General features: G+C 49.3%; 10 protein-coding genes. 5 read left to right on the top strand and 5 right to left on the bottom strand.

Going from position 1 to position 16,007, the window contains the following annotated elements:
* The first annotated feature begins 277 nt into the window (after nucleotides 1-277).
* The gene (locus PKOR_RS23020; RefSeq protein WP_046313777.1) at nucleotides 278-3,436 is read left to right on the top strand and encodes a SusC/RagA family TonB-linked outer membrane protein; all 3,159 of its coding nucleotides are present in this window, start codon (nucleotides 278-280) and stop codon (nucleotides 3,434-3,436) included.
* Nucleotides 3,437-3,459: 23 nt separating this feature from the next.
* Entirely contained in the window at nucleotides 3,460-4,968 is a 1,509-nt protein-coding gene (locus PKOR_RS23015; RefSeq protein WP_046313776.1) for a RagB/SusD family nutrient uptake outer membrane protein, read from the top strand.
* A 504-nt stretch (nucleotides 4,969-5,472) separates the two neighbouring features.
* Here PKOR_RS23015 and PKOR_RS23010 read toward each other — a convergent pair.
* The 5 genes from PKOR_RS23010 to PKOR_RS22990 all read right to left on the bottom strand — a co-directional run bounded on the left by PKOR_RS23010 (nucleotide 5,473) and on the right by PKOR_RS22990 (nucleotide 12,409).
* A complete protein-coding gene (locus PKOR_RS23010; RefSeq protein WP_046313774.1) occupies nucleotides 5,473-6,801 on the bottom strand; it encodes an FGGY-family carbohydrate kinase in 1,329 nt (442 codons plus the stop codon).
* An 84-nt stretch (nucleotides 6,802-6,885) separates the two neighbouring features.
* The gene (locus PKOR_RS23005; protein WP_046313772.1) at nucleotides 6,886-8,169 is read right to left on the bottom strand and encodes a sugar isomerase; all 1,284 of its coding nucleotides are present in this window, start codon (nucleotides 8,167-8,169) and stop codon (nucleotides 6,886-6,888) included.
* A 176-nt stretch (nucleotides 8,170-8,345) separates the two neighbouring features.
* Entirely contained in the window at nucleotides 8,346-10,463 is a 2,118-nt protein-coding gene (locus tag PKOR_RS23000) for a bifunctional rhamnulose-1-phosphate aldolase/short-chain dehydrogenase (RefSeq protein WP_046314850.1), read from the bottom strand.
* Between the two features lie 314 nt (nucleotides 10,464-10,777).
* Nucleotides 10,778-10,972 (bottom strand): hypothetical protein, encoded by a 195-nt coding sequence (locus PKOR_RS22995; RefSeq protein ID WP_046313770.1) that lies wholly within the window; start codon nucleotides 10,970-10,972, stop codon nucleotides 10,778-10,780.
* A 30-nt stretch (nucleotides 10,973-11,002) separates the two neighbouring features.
* Entirely contained in the window at nucleotides 11,003-12,409 is a 1,407-nt protein-coding gene (locus PKOR_RS22990) for a purine-cytosine permease family protein (protein WP_046313768.1), read from the bottom strand.
* A gap of 718 nt (nucleotides 12,410-13,127) precedes the next feature.
* Here PKOR_RS22990 and PKOR_RS25920 point away from each other — a divergent pair.
* The 3 genes from PKOR_RS25920 to PKOR_RS22980 all read left to right on the top strand — a co-directional run bounded on the left by PKOR_RS25920 (nucleotide 13,128) and on the right by PKOR_RS22980 (nucleotide 15,949).
* Nucleotides 13,128-13,400: a HipA domain-containing protein gene (locus PKOR_RS25920; protein WP_148561781.1), complete on the top strand. Its 273-nt coding sequence runs from the start codon at nucleotides 13,128-13,130 to the stop codon at nucleotides 13,398-13,400.
* 74 nt (nucleotides 13,401-13,474) lie between these two features.
* On the top strand, nucleotides 13,475-13,894 hold the full coding sequence (locus tag PKOR_RS25915) for a HipA domain-containing protein (protein WP_052739063.1): 420 nt from the start codon (nucleotides 13,475-13,477) through the stop codon (nucleotides 13,892-13,894).
* A gap of 780 nt (nucleotides 13,895-14,674) precedes the next feature.
* Nucleotides 14,675-15,949, top strand: coding sequence for a Gfo/Idh/MocA family oxidoreductase (locus tag PKOR_RS22980; protein ID WP_046313766.1), 1,275 nt, complete (start codon nucleotides 14,675-14,677; stop codon nucleotides 15,947-15,949).
* Nucleotides 15,950-16,007: the final 58 nt, after the last annotated feature.

Raw genomic sequence — 16,007 nt, 5'->3', positions numbered from 1 at the left:
TTGACAATATGCCCTGCTTGCTAGCGTGACAGTAAGTGGGTGCTCACAAAAAAAATAGTTTAGCTGGTGTTTGTTAAAAATTAAATTTATAACACTTATGGTTGTTATTTATTAACAATTTGGTATTTATGTGGTATGTTTTTTAAAATAATTTAAAGACAAAGGCTCCTGCTGTTTCTTGGCAGGATGCCACAGGATAATTCCCCTTTCTTGATTTGGTAGGTTTAGTACAGGTTAACGCAATGATCATCTGTTGTAAGCACAATAAACTATCAATATGAAAAGGGAAAAAGTACATGTTCGGTATCTGTTGCTGGCCCTGCCCCTGTTGGGGTTAGCGTCAAACACACTACATGCTGAGGCCAGACCTGCAGCAATCTCAACTATATCAATGCCCCTGATGCAAACGAGCCCGGCTCAGGTTCGTGTCTCCGGCCGTGTGACAGGAGAGAATGGAGAAGGGCTTCCAGGCGTAACGGTGCTTGTAAAGGGTACTGCTACCGGTACGGCAACGGCTATGGATGGCACTTATGCTCTTTCGGTGCCCGCTGGAAATGCCACGCTTGTGTTTTCGTACGTTGGTTACCTCACCCAGGAAGTAGCCCTTCAGAACAGGGCTTCGGTTAATGTGTCGCTTAAGCCAGATGCCAAGGCATTAGAGGAAGTTGTAGTGGTAGGGTATGGAACGCAGAAAAAAGCTGACATAACAGGTGCTATAGCGCAACTTGAACCTAAGAACATTACTGAAAGACCTATTCAGAGGGTGGATCAGGCGTTGGTAGGCCAGATGGCAGGTGTGCGGGTAAAGCAAACAACAGGCATACCTGGGAAGGGCTTTGATGTTCAAATCCGGGGGACAGGCTCTATCAATGCCAACAACCAGCCCCTGTACGTTATCGACGGCTTCCCGCTGGAAAGCTCAGGCGGTAACCCGCTTGATAATGTTAACCCTAACGATATTGAGTCCATCCAGGTGTTGAAAGATGCAGCGTCAGCAGCCATCTATGGGTCAAGAGCCTCTAATGGTGTGGTTATCATCACCACCAAGAGAGGCAGGGAAGGAAAGGCGAAGATTAACTTCAACACGTACGTAGGCTGGAATGAGACTGCTAAAAAGCTTGATGTGCTCAGTGCCGAGGAATGGATAGATCGTGCCTCAGAAATGATTGATCACAATTGGGTGAACTCAGGGCCCGGTAGAACGGCGAATCAAACCTCGGCAGAGAGGTTAGCCATGCTGGGAGGCAAGTTTAACAGGGCTTACATCAAAGATGACAGATGGTTCCAGGAGGGGCACCCGGGAATCATGTTTGTAGACTGGCAGGACGAGTTTTTCCGAAAAGGTATGGTGCAAAACTACCAGGTTAGTGCCAGTGGCGGCAACGACTTTGTAAACTACTTCGTGTCTGGGGACTATCTTGATCAGGAGGGTATCTCGCTGGGGGTAGGGTATGAGCGGTACTCTGCCCGTGCCAACGTGGAAGTGCAGGCCAGCAAGAAGCTGAAAGTTGGCCTGAACCTGAGCCCATCCTACTCTACGCTCAATGATGCTGGAGTGGAAGGAAAAGATGCACAGATGCATAAAGTCGTGGGAATGGCCCCGGTTGTGGAGGCCGAGGCAGGGCTGGAGACAGGTGCTGCTCCGCATGATGTCTATACCTGGGGCAACTCTAGTATAAGCCCTGTTGCCTATGTCAGGGAAAGGATAGGGCAGACAACAGTATTCAGAACACTCGGAACCATTTATGGGGAATATGAGCTGCTAAAAGGCCTCTCCCTAAGAACAAGCTTTAACCTGGACCACACGGACTCTCAGGGCAAGAGCTACACACCTGGTCGTGTAACGCGCAACAACAATACCTCTGGTGGGTTTGGCGGATACAGAAGACAGAACTTTGTTAATGAGAACACGCTATCCTACAATACCACGATTGCGGGTGTGCATAGCATCGCTGCCTTAGGAGGCGTTTCTTATTCTGATTACAAGCGAAACAGCTGGAATATCAGTGGTACTTTTGATGTAGAAGGCATCACTACCCTGAATGCTGCAATCATTAATGCCAGAAGCACGAATACCTCCGAAACCCAAAGCACCCTGCTTTCCTACTTCGGTAGGCTGCAGTACGGCTACGATGACAGGTACCTGTTGACAGCTTCCCTTCGCCGCGATGGTTCATCAAGATTCGGCAATGAAACAAAATGGGGTGTTTTCCCATCTGTTTCACTGGGCTGGCGCGTCTCCGAGGAAAGCTTCTTCGACGGGGTTAATGTGATAGATGACCTGAAGCTGAGAGGCAGCTGGGGTATCTCCGGAAACAATGGCATTGGAGACTACTCCCACATCTCAACCCTGGACTTTGCCAACTACACGTTTGGAGGTGGGTATGCCAACGGCCTGGTACCTGGTAACTTTGCCAACCCAGAATTAAGCTGGGAGGAGTCGGAGACGATCAACCTGGGCTTAGACCTGGGCCTGCTCAAGAACAGGGTCTATGCTTCCTTCGATTATTATACAAAGCGCAACTACAACCTCCTGCTGAACATCCCGGTGCCTTCTGCTACTGGCTTTACCAGTGCCCTGACAAACATTGGGGAAGTAGTGAACAAGGGTTGGGAGGTCGAACTTACCACCCATAACATCATCAGCCCTTTTGAGTGGAGCACCTCTTTTAACTTTAGCCACAATGCCAATGAGGTACGGAAGCTAGGACCTGGTAACGCACCTATTCTAGGTGGCTCACACGACATCAACCACAACATTCTAATGGTTGGCCAGCCGATGTACACTTTGTTCCTGGTGCAGCAGACAGGTATCCTCACGCAGGAAGATATTGACAATGGCGCTGCCCTGTACGGGAACCAGCAGGCGGGAGATCCGCAGTACTTTGATGCCAATGGTGATGGCAAGATAGACCCGGATGACCGCATACTGTCCGGACATCCTAATCCAGACTATGTGTGGGGGGTTAACAACACCATCACCTTCAAGGGCTTTGACTTGAATGTGCTGGTGCAGGGACAGTGGGGAGGTTTAATTTACTCCACATTTGGACGTGCCATGGACAGGCCAGGGATGGACTATACAGAAAATGCCCTCGGTAAACACCGTGACAGATGGAGGTCCCCGGAGGATCCTGGAAATGGGCAGGTAGGAAAAGCGGTTTCCAGTTTTGGAAGAATCAAAAATACAGACTGGCTCTACCCATCAGACTACTGGAGGATCAGAAACATAACATTAGGGTATGATCTGGGAAGAGTTATCAAGAGTGAAAAGCTTATTTCAGGGGCCAGAATCTATGTAACGGCAGAGAACTGGTTTGGCGCAGACAAATACACGGGCGGATTCAACCCTGAAGCAGTGAACAACAACGGCGATGACTATGGCGCCTTTCCATTGGCAAAATCTATGGTTGCAGGACTTAACCTTACATTCTAGCACACATCTTAAGCATCAACTTTATGAAAAAGAAGATATACACACTGACATCGGCTATCATACTGGCGGCAGGCATGAGCGCATGTGAGGAAAAGCTGGATTTGGCGCCTGTTTCTGAGGTGGGTAGTAATGGTTTCTACAAAAACACCGCCGATTTTGAGAAAGCTGTTACGGGGGTATACAGCCAGCTAAGAGGCTACCCTATGGTTCACTTCGATTTATCAGAGGTTCGGTCTGATAACATCTATGCCCCTGGTACCTCAGGGATCAGGGACTATAACCTGGTGAATAACTTCAACAGGACACTGGCGACAAACGCGCAGATGAGCAGGGCCTGGAACAGCAACTACAACGGTATCATGCGTGCCAATACCGTGATAGAAAAGTTAAGCGCAGATGCTGTGCCCGATGAAGCCCTTAGAACCAGGTTTGAGGCAGAAGCAAAGTTCCTGAGAGCCATGTACTATTTTGACCTGGTGAGATGGTTTGGGAGAGTCCCTCTGTTTGACCGTTCGTTAAGTCCGCTGGAGGCCCTGGAGGTACCTAGAAGTCCTGTAGAGGACGTGTATAACCTTATCCTGGCAGACCTGCAGTTTGCGGTAGAGAACCTGCCGGAGAGCTATGGCGCTGACAATGTTGGCCGTGCTACCTCACATGCGGCACGAGGAATCCTGGCAAGGGTATACCTGACAAGGTCAGGCCCGGAGCTTCATCCTGATGGCCCTACCCTGGGAACAGATGAGTATACGCAGGCCCTGCAACTACTCAATGAGATCATCAACAGTGGCCGGTTTGCCATGCTGTCAGATTATGACAGGATTTTTGCTTACGATAATGAGAACAACAGCGAGATAGTGTTTGACATACAGTACAGAAGCGGAGGCCAGGGCCTGGGCGGAGAGTATGTGCAGGGGCATTACTCTGAGCCTTATGCCCGTGCGGTAGGGATCCCTTTTGCCGGAGGGACTCCGCCAGATGGTCCGAAAACTCCGTCTGATGGACTCCTGGCTTCATTTGGTGAGGGCGACCTGCGCGTAGCAGCATCCATACAGCAGGGCTATACAGATCAGAACGGTAACCCTAGCTCAGAGAGCTTTATTAACAAATATTTAGACCTGAACCATCTAGGTGTGGATCGCTTCGATTTTGAATTAAACTTCCCGGTTATCCGCTATACGGATGTGCTGATGATGAAGGCTGAGGCTCTATTGAAGACAGGCGGTGGGCAGGCCGAGGTGGATGAAATTGTCAATGCCGTCAGAACACGTGCAGGCCTGGAGCCTGTTGCCAATGTTACTTACGAGGAATTGATGGAAGAGCGCAGAAAAGAGTTTGTAGGAGAGGGGCTTAGGTGGCATGACCTGGTAAGGTCAGGGCTGGTGCTGGATGTGATGAATGCCTGGATTGCTGAGGAAGATGCTGACGAGCAAAAGATGGCGCAGAACGTCGTGAACTTCGATATTATCTATGCGATCCCACAGAATCAGCTGGACGTCAAAACAGGGCTCTATGACCAGAACCCTGGTTACTAGGAAATGATTAGACTATCCTTTAGATTAGTAAAAAGCAGCCTGGATGTTCCAGGCTGTTTTTTTTCTTCGTGCCTGCGGGTAGGGGATATCAAGGTATTCCTGCATGCTGCTGCGCTTGCCTAAGCTGGTGCAGGGCATTCTGGGTGGAAAGGCCTCCCGCAGTCCGTTGCTGGGGCATAAGGGAGGGGAACGAATGTGGGCTTGTCTACAACTCCCCGGGGGAGAGTGAAGCAAAGCGGCCTCTTTTTGAAGAAGGAGGCAGGCTTGTTCTGCTGCCCTAGACCCAGCGCAGCGCTGGGGAGGCTAAAAGCAATAAATGAAAATTCACTGCTACGCCGGTTTTGGGGAGGCTTCCCCGGAGGAGTGACGGGGCTTGGTAGCTGTAACTTAGCCTTCTGCAGGTTTACGGAAGCCCTTCGCTGCATGTAGCAGCTAAGGGCGCCCAGTATGCGAGAGTGGTGCTACCCTTGCCATGTGCTCACAGGAGCTGCCAGCAATGGATGTTTAGGGCCACATGTCCATGACCAGGGCTGCGCCTAATGCAGTGCCCTGGGCGGATTTACCTGCCTTGATCTCCAGGCCTGGACATGCGTTTTGGAGAAGGGACATAAAAATTTTGTTACGGCTAAACCCACCGTCTACCAGTAACAGCTCAAAGGCACTCAGGTCACCTTCTGCCGCGAGCTGAAGTGAGCAGAGCTGCTCTTGTACAATCTGGGCTACCAGGTGATGATAAGCAGCCTCATAAGAAGGGTACAAGGCCAGGTCCAAATTGATGCGTACCCTGGGGGAGATTTTGGCTTTAACCGCTGTTTGCTCCTGCTCCTGCAGAAGTGGGTAGTAACCTGTTTCTGAAAGAAAAGCGGCGTTATACGGCACACTTTTGAAAAAGTCCTGGGGTTTTTTGTAGTATGCGGCTAAATGCTTTACCTGTTCTTCATGCGCGTTTCCAATAAATTTCCTGGAGGCTTTTACTTTTTTACCCTGATAGGTTAAATAAAGCAGGCAATCTTGTTGTAAGTCGGAAGAGCAGATGGGCCGTTTGGCAAACGGGTTTAGTGTGATACCCCATGTGCCGGTAGAGAGTAGCAGAAATGGTTGTTTGTACTGCTTTAGGTAGGGGATCAGCGCAGAGGAACTATCATGCAGTCCTAGCCCAGCCGGTATTTTCTTACCTCTGAACATAGCTTGTAAAGGTTGCGCATGGGGGCGCAGTGGGGGGAACAAGCGATCCAACTCTTCAGCTTGTACCCATTTGTGGTAAGACTGGGTTTTAAAATCCCATAGAGCTGTATGGCAGCCGATACTGGTATACTCTGAGACAAGGTGCCCTGTGAACAGGTAGGAGATGTACTGCGGAAGGTGTAAGCTATGCCTGACTTTTTTAAAAAGAGCCGGCTTGCAATGCTTGAGCCAGTAAAGCTGTAAGCCAGCGTTGAGCATGCCAAGCGCAGGGGAGGAGGTCTGGGAGGTTATCTCAATCCGGTCCCCGTACTTGGCATGGAACTGTTCCTCGAGGTGTGAGGGAAAAGGTTTTAAGTAATTGTAAAGGGGAGCCACTGCATTTCCAGCCTGGTCAAGGTGCACTAAACTCGCGCCATAGGTTGTAAAGTTTACTGCTAAAACATCATAGTGCAGGTCCTGTTCCAGCAGGTGCCATGTGCGCTTGAGCCAATTTGCCAGGGCTGCAAGGTCCTCTCCTTTATCACCGTCCTCATCAACTGTTTCTTTCAGGCAGGTTTCTTCCTCCTTAATGATCTGATAGTTCTGATCGAAGAGCAGGAGCTTCTTGTTGGTTTTACCAATATCAAAGACTGCAACACAAGGCACCATAGTTGAAGTGAATTTTACATTAGAGTTCCAGTGCCGGGCACTGGTTTAGCAGAAGTATATGCTCAAAACGTGGCAGCGCAAGCACTATAATCCTGTAGCAAAAGCCTTGGCGCCACGATGCCTGACGAGCTCCTCCCTCACCTTTGTTTCTCTGTAGAAGGCTAGTGGGTGCAGGGCTGCTCCTGACTGCAGCCGGGACTGCGCTAGCAACGGCCTTACATCGGTTTTGTATGCGTGCTGTAAGATTTCCTGGGCTAAAACGGTATCATTTTCTTCCTGGGCTTTTTCCAGGGCTTTACGGTCCACTAATAATGCCTGGGCGTAGGCCGTTTTGATAGCTTCCACAGATTGCAGCAAATCCTCAAGAGGGTCTTTTACGTTGTGGCTGGCATCTATCATCCAGCTGAGAGCAGGGTTGCTAAGCTCGGGGCTGGACATGCCCTCTACAAGTTCATTAAAAATAAGGAACAGCTGGTAAGGACGGATAGAACCTACTGTTAGGTCATCATCGCCGTACTTGGAGTCATTGAAATGGAAGCCCCCCAGTTTGCCCTCCATCAGGAATCGTGATACGATCTGCTCAATGTTGGTATTGGGCAGGTGGTGTCCCAGGTCTACCAGACCCAGGGCCTTTTGGCCTAGTTTCTGGCAGAAAAGAAGTGAGGTGCCCCAGTCCGAGATAACAGTAGAATAAAAATGTGGTTCGTAAGGTTTATACTCTACAAATAGCTTCCAATCGTCAGGGAGTTCGGCATAAATCTGCTGGAATGAGTCCAGCGTACGCTCAAAGGACCTGCGGAAGTTCTGCTGTCCAGGGAAGTCAGTGCCGTCAGAGAGCCAGATTGTCAGTGCCTTGGAGCCAAGGTCAATACCATGCCGAATCACTTCAATGTTGTGGGTGATGGCCTGGTCCCGTACGTGTCGGTCTGTGTGCGACAGAGAACCATATTTATAGGAAAAGTTCTGTAGCTCCTGGTCCTGGAAAGTATTTGAGTTTACGGCATCAAACTTCAGGTCAAAGGAGGCCGCTAATCTTTTTATGTCACCAGGGTTCTGAGGGATGTCCCAGGGGATGTGCAGTGAAATAGCGCCACTGGACTGGTTCAGGGTGTGCAGCAATCCAACGTCCTCTATTTTTTCCTCCAGGCTCCTGGGCTCTCCGCCTCCTGCAAAACGACCAAAACGTGTTCCTCCTGTGCCCAGTGCCCAGCTAGGAATAGCCACCTGGAAGGCAGCAATTTTATCTAAGAGCGCATCCACATGCTGATTCTCATCGGAGAGAACGGCAGCTAAAGCCTGGAACCTCCTTTGGTGGGAGGCGTGCTTATCCTCATTGTGCTGATCGATTAATGACTTGTCTAATATCATTGCTGAATATTTTTGATAGTAGTTGGACCCGGTTCAGTACTGAAAATAGAGGCAGTGTGGCAGTTTTATGATCTATACTAATAAGCAAAACTTAAACTAACCTAAACAAACACTAACTTATTCTACACCATTAATATAAAGTATATAAGCCACAGTGCCATCTATTTAAAGTGATGTTATCTCACAAAGGCGGCAGGTACACCACCATCCACATTCAGTACATTACCGGTGCTCTTGTTCATAGATCCGCCGATCAACACAAACACTGCGTTGGCGATGTCCTCGGTTAGGATTTCTTCGTTCAGCACGGTGCGCTTGGCATAGAAGGCTGGCAACTGGTCTACTGTGATTCCGTAAGATTTGGCACGACCTTCTGCCCAGCCGTTCTCCCAGATTTTACTACCCTGTATCACAGCATCAGGATTGACTACATTGACGCGGATTTTATCCGGGCCAAGTTCTGCAGCCATGAGCCGCGACATATGCAGTTGAGCTGCTTTCGCTGTGCCATAGGCTATATTATTCGGGCCTGATACCAATGCATTTTTGCTGGCAATGTTGATGATGTCCCCGCCGAGCTTCTGCTTTCTTAATACCCCAACAGCCTGCTGTGATATAAGGAACTGCCCTTTCACAAGTACGTTCTGCAAAAGGTCGTAATCCGCTTCGGTCGTCTCCGTTAATGATTTTGAAATGGATAGCCCAGCACAGTTAACAATGATGTCTACTCCCCCAAAGGAGAGGCTGGCAAACGCTATGGCTTTGGAAATAGCCTCTGGTTTGGTAACATCCAGCACCACAGCCTCAATAGTGTCTTTGCCGTATAATCTGGTCAACTCAGATTTGGTTGTGGCCAAGGCCGCCTCGTTCATGTCTGTGAGTACGACACATGCACCCTCCTGTGCCAACTTTTCTGCTATCGCTCTTCCTATACCACCAGATGCACCCGTGACAAAGGCTACCTTTCTGGAAAGAGCCTTTTCCTTAGGCATGCGCTGTAGCTTTGCTTCCTCTAGCAGCCAGTATTCTATATTGAAGGCTTCCTGTTCGGGCAACCCTTGGTATTCTGATATGGCCTCAGCCCCCCTCATCACATTGATGGCATTGATATAAAACTCACTGGAGACGCGGGCTGTCTGCTTGTCCTTGGCGAAAGTGAACATACCTACACCAGGGTAAAGTATGACAACAGGGTTAGCATCACGGATGGCTGGACTGTTGTCATGCTTACATCGGTCATAGTAGGATGCATAGTAAGCCCTGTAGTCTTCGAACTGCTTTTCCAGTTGCTGTCTCACTTCTTCCGCATCAGTTAAATCAGCAGTAGCCTCTAGCTGTAGGACAAGGGGCTTTATCTTTGTGCGAAGGAAATGGTCTGGGCAACTGGTGCCAAGTGGGGCCAACTTTGCCAGGTCATTGCTGTTAATAAACTCAAGCACGCGTGCATCATCTGTAAAGTGGCCTATCATGCGGTTCCTGCTGGAGCACAGGCCGCGCAAAACAGCTATGATTTTACCAGCCTGAGATTCCCGCTGCTCCTTGGGTAGTGCCTCCATGTGCGCCCCGCCAAAGACCTCCCTGTTCTTTCCGAAGTTCTCCTGTAGGTAAGCAGAGGCTTTCTCGATTGTCTCCAAGGTATTGAGGTAGCAGTCATAGGCGGTATCACCCCAGGTGAACAGGCCATGGCTTCCTAATATCAGGCCATTGATTCCTGGATTCTCCTGAATTGTTTTCTCCAGCAGCAGGCCAAGGTCGAAACCTGGCTTCTGCCACTTTACCCATGCCAGCTTGCCCCCAAAAAGCTCTTTGGTGATCTGTTCACCATCTTTTGCAGCTGCTATGGCTATGATAGCGTCAGGGTGCAGGTGGTCGATGTGCTTGTATGGCAGAAAAGCATGTAATGGTGTGTCGATTGACGGAGCTTTGGAATCCAGGTCATAAATACAATGATTGAACAGTTGGACCATTTCGTCCTCGAACTCCAGTCCCCTGTACAGGCTCTTTAAGCTGTGGAGCTTTTCCAGGTAGAGGCCGGCTAGTCCACTCTTTTTCAGGGTGCCGAGGTCACCTCCTGAGCCTTTTACCCACAGTACGTCTACATCCCGTCCAGTCAGCCGGTCTGCTTCAACTGTTTTGCAGCTAGTATTGCCCCCTGCATAGTTGGTTAAGCGTAAATCAGCACCCAGTAAGTTGGACCGGTATATCAGAAGTGCCACTTCATCATTGCCAAACGAGTTAGCTACCCCCACATCCCAAAGATAACTCACATAGTTATAGTCTGTGGTAACAAGCATGTTTTCCATGATAAGATCTTTTTGCGTTGCTGTTTAGATTTGATTTCGTGCTTCCCCCCAGAAGAATCTTCTCGCAGAAGTAGGCAAAACAAAAGTGATACTATTCCCCCTGTTATCTATCCTGTAATGTCCTGTACTAACGCCATAAAGTTTAGGCCCTAGGCAGTACGTACACCTGTTGGTATACTGGAATCATATAATAAGTAATATCTGCCTTGCCCGCTGCTTTATACCCAGACATGGTGGCATATCCTGCCCTCCATGGCAGGTATAGGCTATGGGAAGCGTGATACCGACCGCTTATAGGGAGCGCATCAGGAGGCAGGGTGCTCATCTTCCTGCTTACTCCTGTTCATCCAGAATGGAGCGGTAAGGAACCACAGTGCAGTTCCTGCCAATGTCAGCATCTTGTGGTGGCTTTGCTCCATAGTCCCAGTAAAAACCAACAACGCAGGCAGTACAGTGAGAAGTAGGCCCACAAGAGAGATAAATTTTATGATCGTACGCATAAGTAGCCAGTTAAAAATTGGAAATAGGCACTAGAAGGATTTTGCAGATACCCTTAGCTGCGGCTCTTCCACAGCCTTCCGCTGATAAAGCTTGCTAAGCACGATGTACAGCGCAGCGGCGATAAACCAACCGGGCAGGCCTAAAAAGAATATATCTATACCTTGGTAAAAGTTGAGGAAAAGGCATAGGGCCAGTGTCGATAACCAGGTTACCCCTGCGGCTATGTTGAACTTTATTTTTGCCTCACTTGCGTAGTTGCGGGTTAAGCCAAGTTTTGGGATCACGTAAAAGTCAATAAAGATAATGGCCCCCATAGGCATCAGGACCAGGCCATATAAGGCAACAAAGTCTAGTAGCTTCATTACCAGGGCCGGAAACATGGCCGCTATGGTCGTAACCAAGCCTACAATCAGGGTCACTTTCCATCTTTTAACAGAAGGCATGATGGATTGGATGGCCAGCCCAGCCCTGTAGATGGTAGGGTTGGCAGTTGTCCAGCCAGCAATCATGACGCATATGGCTCCGGCTATGCCTACACTGTTATAGGCAATCGGGCCAGGAGGAATCTCTCCGCCTGCGGCAGCACAAAGGATACCGGAAGATATCCAGGCCATCACATGACCAATAAACATGCCGGTGGTAGAGGCAAAACCATATTGCCACTTCTTGGCATAACGCAAAATGGAGAGGTCTCCCATTCCTATGTGCATGGCCATGTTGGCAAACCATGCAAAGAAGGTGACATGCCAGAAGGTGAATTTGCTAAAACCTTCCATTGGTACACCTGTCCAGATTCTTGTCTGGGCCACCTCCCAGAAGCTACTAAAAGAGGTAATGCCTAGCTGAGGCATAACGGCAAATGCTGCAGCCACAAAAATCAGGATCATCCAGGGGGCACAGACATTTGCAAACCTGGAAATCTGCTCATAGCCCAGAATCGCGATAAGAGTAATTACCAGCCCGACAAGTAGCACTGTTATCACCCAGCTCAGGCTGTTGGGATACCAGTCAGTCAAGCCTGGCATTGCGATGTCGAAAGGTATACCAGCTGCGGTAGCGGCTACTGCTATCATGGAGCCAGCCAGAAAGCAGAACATCAGGGCATTTACAATATTATAGCCTGTCACCAGGTAGCGCCCGCAAATCTTCTCAAGCTGGTAGTACAATGTCAGGCGTACTTTCACCGCAATCGGGGCACAAAGGAATGCCCAGCTTAGAACCGCAAGGAGGTTTCCTACTAGCAGCCCCAGGAAAAGATCAGGCGCGCTGACGCCATGAACAACAAACAAGGGACCTATCACAAATTCGGTTCCGGCTATATGCTCTCCGGCGTACATGCCAACAAAGCTTTTTAACCCTTTAAGCTTGCTCTGGGGAATTGGCTCCCTTTCATACTCGTTGATAGCGTTCAATTGAGTGGCAAGTTTTTGTTTCATCTGCTTTTTTGCTTTAGTTGAGGCCCGTTGCCCTTGTTTTCCTGTAAGGTAGAAAGGCTTTAGTGAGTAAAATAAGAATAAGATATTTAAGAAGTATCCGGTAGTGTCCTGTATGTAAGTAATTACTTAGGATTTGATGAGTGCATCAAAGGCAGGAGTTTCAGGGTTTGTGGAATTGCCAGGCAAGAAGAGTGGCGGTTGCTATTATTGTACAGCCGTTCCTTGGTTTGAATTTGACTGTGACCCTGCGGTGAATTTTAAAGCAGCTAAGCTAGGAGGCTAGGCGAATGTGCTGGACAGGTACGGTGCCGGAGGTGCCGCAGCCATGGTTAGGTGTCGTGCGTCACAGTTAGCCCCAGCTCCTTGCAACAAAATAAGAAGGTGATGGTGCTTAAGGGAGGTGTTGGTTTTAGTTTTGACTAGCCTTTATCTGAAGGTTACTGTTCAAAAGGCCTTAGCTAAACATTCAGGAATCTTGCTATGGTAGCTTGTTGGTTTGACTGTTTTTGTTGTAAGGGCTTTATGAGTAATGTTATCTGCTGCCTGAAAGACCACGGTGTAATGTACTCCCTGTCAAATCCAAGTTAAAGGATTGAGCGGTGTAGTGGTATTGCAAACTGCCCGTGTTCTTCTGTTTTTGGCGGTAGGTGTTAAATGATGATTGCTTTTCTCGTCCTGCGTTAGCCAACTGTTTTGTCTTGGGCTTTCATCTTAAGTTTTGGCATCAGGAAATATAATGGTGTGTTGTTGGTACGGGGTCTACCAGGTGCCGGCCAACGAGCATATGACCATGCAGACAGCCCGCCAGGTATACAAGCTCCAGGTGGCAGAGAATGCCCTTGTTCTTTTCCGGAACGGGGAGCCAGCCTATATCACCAGGCGCTTTGATGTGAAGCCTGACGGGATGAGGCACAGACAGGACGATGCGGCCTGGCTTGCCGGCCAAACCAAGCACACGACCGGCAGTGACTTCGAATATGAGGGAAGCTAGGGGGAGATCCCCCGTATCATCGAATCAACACTGCCTGCCTACCGGGTGGAGCTGGAAAAGCTGTTTTCCTGACTGTGTTTAACTACCTATTCCCGAACGGCGAAGCGCACCTGAAGAATTTCTCCCCCATTGACGCAGCTTTCGGTGATTACGTGCTGAGCCCGGCATACGAGCTGATCTGCACCCGCCTGCACGTGGAGGATTCGTACTTTGCCCTGAAAGGAGAACTCTCCTCGGCTGATGATGAAACTGAGGGCTTTCAGGCTAACGGCTTTTATGCCTCTGACGACTTTTATGAATTTGGGCTCCGGATAGGCCTGCAGGAAAAGCGCATGGCCGGGATACTGCATGTTTTCCGACAGGACCGCACTGCCGTACGCAAGCTGCTCGATCACTCTTTCCTGCGGGAGGACCTGAAGGAAACGTACAGGAAGTATTACCTGGAGCGACTGGAGATGTTTAACTTTTCAATGGCTGGAAGAAACCGGGCCTAAAGAGCGTGCCGCCTGTTTCACTCTAGGCCGTTATGCCTTCCCATGCACCAACATAGCCTGAGCCAGCCACCTACCAATACTTGGTCACATACAGTTTTGCTGTTCAAGACACCTGGCAAGGCGAAAGGGCATCACCCCTTAAGACCGGTGATGTTTGGCTTGGCCCCTGACTCAAAGCTGTCGAGGTAATTCTGCGGGGTCTTCTCACTGGCATGGCCCAGGGAAGGCGGTGGAGACGCCGGCACGATGGAGAAAGAGTGGCGGGTCTGAAGGCTGACTTGGGGATTCAGATTTGGATGCAAAAGCCTTTGTTATAAAAAGTGCTGGCAGTTCAATCCTTGCTAAGGATAGTGAGTCCCCTATCTTAGACTTTGCCTATAAGATTTTTAGGCGGTTCTTTTTTCTTTCATTACTTGCTAAAATAATATACTAAGTATTTGCATACAATAAAATTTATTTTTTATTTAAGCTTGGAAGCCATAGCATAATTAATAATTTGGCAAAGCCACCTACCGGGGTTCGATTTCTGCCATCTCTTGTGTGGAGGGAGCTATGTGGGTAACCTGCTATGCTAGCTATGGCTTTGCCTGGTGCTGCTGTTAAGGTTAGTCTTCCTACGTTAATGCCATGCCTGACCTACACAGCAGAAGCAACCTTATTTTCAGCCTTCAGCCGGATCCCTGGAGGAGCTTTGGTTTTGAATCCGGCTCAGGTGGCGTTTATCTGTCCCTTCTAGAAAAAACAAGTGTAAACTATAACAGCACCTAAAAATGTATACTCATGAAGCCAGACAAGGATAAATCAAGACGAGACTTCATAAAGAAGTCTGCAATGGCTTTTGCCGCCTTTACCATTGTCCCAAGGTTTGTCCTAGGGGGGAAAGGATATGTGGCTCCCAGTGATCAACTTACGAAAGGCGTGATCGGGGTGGGAGCTATGGGACGTAACCATTTCCCTTATGGCGATACCCGGGTAGTAGCCGTATGTGATGTTGATCAGTATCACCTGAAAAAGGCGGTAGACCTATTGGGAAGCGGAGTGAAGACCTTTACAGATTACAGGGAACTAATTCAGCTACCTGAGGTGGATATTGTACACATCGCAACTCCTCCGCACTGGCATGGTATAATGGCCGCGGATGCAGCCCGGGCCGGCAAGGATATCTGGTGCGAAAAGCCGATGACAAGAACCATCGGAGAGGGCAAGCGCGTGGTAGAGGCTGTGCAGCAGCATGGGCGAATTTTCCGCCTGAATACCTGGTTTAGGTTCGATGATATCTTCTACGGCATGGGTACCACGGTTAAGCCCATCAAAAAGTTAGTGGACAGTGGCTTGCTCGGCTGGCCTCTGAAAGTGACTGTTGGCCGCGGTACCGGCTATGACTGGAAGTTCTACTGGGTAGGTAAAACCAATCTGGAGCCGGCGCCAGTACCACAGGAACTTGATTACAACATGTGGCTGGGGCCTGCTCCCTATAAGCCGTACAACCCGCATCGCGTGCACGGCACGTTCCGCGGTTATTGGGACTACGATGGTGGAGGGCTCGGTGATATGGGACAGCATTACCTTGATCCCATCCAGTACTTTCTCGGCAAAGACAACACCAGCCCTGTATCCGTGGAGATAGACGCGCCGCAGCAACATGCGGATGCTGTAGGTACATGGCGCAAGATAATCTATACCTATGAAGATGGTTGCCAGATCATTCTGGACGGTGAGGGGAAGGAAGAAAACATTCCTTACATCGAGGGGCCTAAAGGAAAACTCTTCCCGGGCTTCCGCTCCGACATTCCTGACCTCAAAAGGAAACTAGCCGCTTTCCCTGATCCAGTACCACAAGTTACAGACTTTGTGGAAGCTGTTAAAAACCGACAAAAGTTTGCTCTTAATGAGGAAAATGGTCACCGGTCCTGCACGCTTGTAAATATGGGGCTGGCAGCCCTGCGCCTGGGACGCTCTCTTAAGTTCGACCCTGTAAAGCAGGAGTTCATCAACGACGAAGGCGCAAATCGCTTGGTATACCAACCGATGCGTTCTGACTGGACACTGGTGTGATTATCAAGTGAATCAATAAAAGGTATTCTGTTATAGGTTAGATTTATACTGCGCTAAT

It is taken from the genome of Pontibacter korlensis, assembly GCF_000973725.1.
Lineage (GTDB): Bacteria > Bacteroidota > Bacteroidia > Cytophagales > Hymenobacteraceae > Pontibacter > Pontibacter korlensis.
The sequence above is the reverse complement of the archived record's forward strand: the minus strand, read 5'-3'. Positions and strand labels throughout refer to the sequence as shown.